Source organism: uncultured Methanobrevibacter sp. (genome assembly GCF_902774605.1).
Lineage (GTDB): Archaea > Methanobacteriota > Methanobacteria > Methanobacteriales > Methanobacteriaceae > Methanocatella.
In genome coordinates this window covers 1-4,119 of the sequence record NZ_CACYJE010000089.1, presented here as the reverse complement: position 1 = coordinate 4,119, position 4,119 = coordinate 1, and the positions used below count along the sequence as shown (strand labels likewise).

The 4,119-nt window shown below is 36.2% G+C and carries 12 protein-coding genes; 1 reads left to right on the top strand and 11 read right to left on the bottom strand.

Annotation, left to right across the window (positions count from 1 at the left end; genetic code table 11):
* The 11 genes from QZU77_RS10535 to QZU77_RS10485 all read right to left on the bottom strand — a co-directional run.
* A partial coding sequence (locus QZU77_RS10535) for a hypothetical protein (protein WP_295603894.1) occupies positions 1-346 on the bottom strand: 346 nt, incomplete at its 3' end.
* A 10-nt stretch (positions 347-356) separates the two neighbouring features.
* Entirely contained in the window at positions 357-497 is a 141-nt protein-coding gene (locus QZU77_RS10530) for a hypothetical protein (protein WP_295603892.1), read from the bottom strand.
* Complete coding sequence (locus tag QZU77_RS10525) at positions 494-862, bottom strand: hypothetical protein (protein ID WP_295603890.1); 369 nt, start codon at positions 860-862, stop codon at positions 494-496. Before QZU77_RS10525 ends, QZU77_RS10530 begins: the two co-directional genes overlap by 4 nt.
* Before the next feature lie 44 nt (positions 863-906).
* Positions 907-1,134 carry a hypothetical protein gene (locus QZU77_RS10520; protein ID WP_295603888.1) on the bottom strand — a complete coding sequence of 76 codons (228 nt, stop codon included), beginning with the start codon at positions 1,132-1,134 and terminating at the stop codon, positions 907-909.
* Complete coding sequence (locus QZU77_RS10515) at positions 1,131-1,928, bottom strand: AAA family ATPase (RefSeq protein WP_295603886.1); 798 nt, start codon at positions 1,926-1,928, stop codon at positions 1,131-1,133. The genes QZU77_RS10520 and QZU77_RS10515 overlap by 4 nt, the downstream gene beginning before the upstream one ends.
* Positions 1,925-2,110 (bottom strand): hypothetical protein, encoded by a 186-nt coding sequence (locus tag QZU77_RS10510; RefSeq protein WP_295603884.1) that lies wholly within the window; start codon positions 2,108-2,110, stop codon positions 1,925-1,927. The genes QZU77_RS10515 and QZU77_RS10510 overlap by 4 nt, the downstream gene beginning before the upstream one ends.
* 10 nt (positions 2,111-2,120) lie before the next feature.
* Positions 2,121-2,324: a hypothetical protein gene (locus QZU77_RS10505; RefSeq protein ID WP_295603882.1), complete on the bottom strand. Its 204-nt coding sequence runs from the start codon at positions 2,322-2,324 to the stop codon at positions 2,121-2,123.
* Complete coding sequence (locus tag QZU77_RS10500; RefSeq protein WP_295603880.1) at positions 2,321-2,506, bottom strand: hypothetical protein; 186 nt, start codon at positions 2,504-2,506, stop codon at positions 2,321-2,323. Before QZU77_RS10500 ends, QZU77_RS10505 begins: the two co-directional genes overlap by 4 nt.
* Positions 2,496-2,699, bottom strand: coding sequence for a hypothetical protein (locus QZU77_RS10495; RefSeq protein WP_295603878.1), 204 nt, complete (start codon positions 2,697-2,699; stop codon positions 2,496-2,498). The genes QZU77_RS10500 and QZU77_RS10495 overlap by 11 nt, the downstream gene beginning before the upstream one ends.
* Positions 2,696-2,983, bottom strand: a complete 288-nt coding sequence (locus QZU77_RS10490) for a hypothetical protein (protein WP_295603876.1) — start codon at positions 2,981-2,983, stop codon at positions 2,696-2,698. Before QZU77_RS10490 ends, QZU77_RS10495 begins: the two co-directional genes overlap by 4 nt.
* Positions 2,955-3,116, bottom strand: a complete 162-nt coding sequence (locus QZU77_RS10485) for a hypothetical protein (RefSeq protein WP_295603874.1) — start codon at positions 3,114-3,116, stop codon at positions 2,955-2,957. Before QZU77_RS10485 ends, QZU77_RS10490 begins: the two co-directional genes overlap by 29 nt.
* Before the next feature lie 209 nt (positions 3,117-3,325).
* Here QZU77_RS10485 and QZU77_RS10480 point away from each other — a divergent pair, with 209 nt between their 5' ends.
* Positions 3,326-3,499, top strand: coding sequence for a hypothetical protein (locus QZU77_RS10480; RefSeq protein WP_295603871.1), 174 nt, complete (start codon positions 3,326-3,328; stop codon positions 3,497-3,499).
* The last annotated feature ends 620 nt before the right edge of the window (positions 3,500-4,119 follow it).

The following is a 4,119-nucleotide window of genomic DNA, read 5'->3' as shown; positions in this document are numbered from 1 at the left end:
TTATATCAATGCTTTCCTGAGTATCCTTTAATTTCATTTCCCAGTCTTTCATGATCTCCTCATGGAAATAATCCTTTTTATGATGGTTTGTTCTCTGCACTTTGACAAGCAGTGCCAATATGCAGAATACTTTTGATTTCCATTCATAACACCAGGTCTTATGTACTCCATCTGTCTTATACTGTCTGCAGTAATCGAAGTCAATGCACTGGACCAGCTTCATCAAGTCTGCTTCCATTTCATAAAAATCATCAAGGCTTAATATTTTTTTCAACTGGTTTAGGAATTTAATCCAGTAATCATAATATCTCATACGGTCCGGAACAGGGTATGGTTTCTTTACCATAAATTAACACCTACTTCTCATCCTTTGATTGTTCAGGACAACCTTTCACAAGAGTGTGAAAGGTTTTCGCCCCGTTATTATTCTTCCTGCAGCATACAAAAGCACCGCTAGGATGATAGACTGCATGAATGCAGCTTTTACAATCCTTCATGCTGCCTCCTTGATATCCGCCATGCTAACATCACAGAAGTTGACGATGTTGTATTCCCTTTCGCGGAGGAAGTCCTCAACTTCATCCGGAGACACATTATTGTGTCTTGCTATCCTGACAATCTGGTTCCTTCCAACACGACCACCTTGAGTCTCATATACTCTATTAAGTGTGTTCATTACTCTGTTGAAGGAGTCATCCTCTTCAGCCTTTGCATTTTTGCGTGCTCGGATATCACAAAGTTTCTCCTTTAGTATATTCTCTTTTTCGCGGTATTTCGCTAATTCTTGAATTATTTTATCTTCGTCATCCTCCTCGTTCAAGTATTGTCTTAACTGTTTCTCAATGAAGGCACTCCTACTCATAGGAAGTTCTTCACCGGCTCTCTCCCAGACTCCCCTGTCTATATTTATGCATGTTCTGATTTTCTCCACTTTTGAACCTCCTTTATATGTTTGCATACATTGTCTTTCTCATCCTCTGGGACTCCCATCCTGCCTTTCATTCTCCTTGTTTGGAAATCCATGCAAGTGCATCTGTACCAGCCACCGTATAAGCTTACCTGGTACTCCTCCTCTGATGATGAAGAGGGCACATGATAGCACCACTCTCCATGATCATCAAATATCCTCTTCATATTACCGCCTCGGGACAATGCTTGTTAATGAAGCGGAGGATATCCGGCCTCATATCCTTGTCAATCTCTCCATTGTTTACCATTCTAGTCAGGCAGCGTTTCATGTTGCCTTTTGTTACTTCAAGGCCTGCAGATTCCACATGGGATTTTATTGTCTTGCAGTAATTCAAGCTTACAGGGTCCACGTCTGTGGGTTGGATTTTCTCTGCGGTTGTGAAGCTAGGCTCCACATCCACATCATCATCGTTTGTTTCAACGGCCCTGTATTTCAAGACCTTATGAGAATAGCCTCCTTTATCTGTCTTTAAAGTGAGGTATTTCTCATTAACAATTGAGTTTATCTTTATCACCATCTTGTTGGATTGGAACTCCTCATTATAGATGACTTCCATATCGGCCTGACCTATGAAGATCAGGTTTTTCCTGGAGCTCATCATTGCTCTTAGGATGTCTTGGAATCTTTCGGCACGGTCGGAATATTTCTTCAAACCTTTAGCCTTACTGACTAACATTTCTAACAAGCTAGTGACACCATCAAGGACGATAGTGTCATACTCACTTTTAGCTATTTCAGAGATAGCTGCTTTAATATTGTTGTAGGTTTTAATATCGTTGCCAAAATCCAAATCAAGGATTGGCATATTAGTATAATTAGTATCGTCAATGTCTATCACCACAGGGTGTAAATTATGTTCCCTGCAGTACTCTTCAGCGAAAGTGGATTTGCCGCTCCCATCGGCTCCATAAATCAACACTTTCTTTAAGTCGTTTTGTCCTCTTTTTTTAAGCCTCATATGATCATCTCTTTGTAAAATTCTTCAAGTTTCCTCTGTTCCCTTGGTATTTCAAAGACAAGGACCTTGCATTCACCTGCCCTTGTCCTCATTGTATAGAAACCATTCTTTTGGAAGTATTCCTCATCTTCCGCTGCAATAGTTTCCAATATTCCTTTTGCTAATGAATGTAACTCATTCAATGTCATCACCTCATGCAAGAGGGGTGGAATAATACTCCGGAGGTTTAATATAGAAACATATTACACATCCGATAATGATTCCAAGTATGAAAAGCATGACAAAACCAATAAGGATTAGCTGGTCATGGATATCGTTCTGAGTTTTATCTAATCGTGGTGTGCCTTTAAAGAGTAGGCAGATGTAAACGAGTAGATTGTATAATGCAGGATTCATTCGGCCTCGCCTCTTTCAATGATAGCTTGCAAGCGGAGCTCATCAGCTCTGTCCTCCTGCATATATTCTCTGATTTCCTCATCGGTCCAGTCATCCCATTCAGCACCCTCATCATAGTCAGGCTCTTCAGGATAATCTTCAATGATTCCATAGCAGAGTTCGTTGTATGTTTCAAAATCCATCAACACACACCTCCTTGTATGTGAAACCCTTGAAGAGATTACCGGTGCGTCGGTAGAATTTCTGTCCAGGATAATATGCTCTGTAGAATTCCGCTGCTTGTTTCCTTGTTACGCCACTGAGTAATCCTTCCTCTTTGCCGTCCTTGTTTAGGATGCAGTACTGTGGATGCTCTTTAGTGGAATAGATGTTCATGAGGATGCCTCCTCTATGACCCTGTCGATGGTGTGCATTCTGCAGGCGTTTTTCATGTCTCTTTCCTCTTCTTCTGGTGTGAGGTGTTCACCATAGTAGATGAAGTTGTGTGTGCCTTTGAAGAGTTTGAGTGTTTTCAGGAAGCATTCTGTCTTTGTGGTGGCTGTTGTCACTCTTCTGCCATCGGAGGATAGAGATTCCCAGGCTTTGAAGTGATCATTATATTTGAGATAATGTTCCTGGACTTTTATTTGTTTAAAATCTTTGAATTCTAGGTTGTTCATCGTGTATCATCTCGCAATTGGTGCTGCTTTCTGCAGCGATTTGTTTAACTGTTGATAGTATTTCCTTTTTGAGTGTGCCGTTTCTGGCGTTTTCATAAAGCCTGATGGCTTTTTCAGTTTCTGTTTTTTTCATTATTTACCCTCCCTACCATCAAAAAAAGTTTGAATGTTTTTTTGTTAGTAGTTATATAATATTATATACTTTGGCATATATAAATATTTCTATTTTAATCTATGGCATTACAAAGATTTATAAAAAGAAAAATAAATAATAGTATATACAAAAATAATTATAAAAATCTATATTAAAATTAATAAAAAAAATAAGGAGGATGGATCTTCTTGAAAAAACTAAAAGAAACAAAAATCATCAGAAGCAATAGATCATGGATAACTTCAATTCCTAACTTCCTGACAACATACCATGGGGTTGAAAAGGGTGACAAGATTGAATGGAGCTACAACCCTGATGACCTGAAGGACATAAGAGTCAGGATAATAAAAAAACAGCCTTAAATCAATAACCTTTAAATATTAAAAATAATAAATATCCTATTTGCCTTATATGATTTATAAAACGAAAAAGTGTATCATCTCGCAATGTATACTTTTTTTATGGAAATTATGTAGGTAAAAGTAGGAATGATTATTAAAAGACTATGAGTGTTTTTTACTATTTATAAAAAAATATTTTTTCATTATTTACCCGATAATTTGAATCTATTTTTTTCTAGTATTTTTCCTGTAGTTTTTTTTATCTTTCCTATTTTTTTTGTTATGTAATTTTCTATATTTTTCTCTTTTTTTTGATTATTTTTTTCCTGGTTTCAGGTATTATTCTATTTGTCTATTTTTATAAAAACAGATTTTGATAGAGACCCCATTTGAAAAGTAATAAGTACAGTTTCAAGTGTAAATTCTCCGCGAGTGTACCAGACCCCCCATACATAACAGTATATAAGTTATATAAGTTATATAACTTTTTTAATTTTTATATAATAATATATACTGAAAAGTATATAATATTATATAATTTATATACAGTTATGCATAACCATCACTATACATTTTTTCAAAAAAAGATAATAAAAATAATAATAATAAATAAAATAATAATAATAAAAAAATGAAAAAAA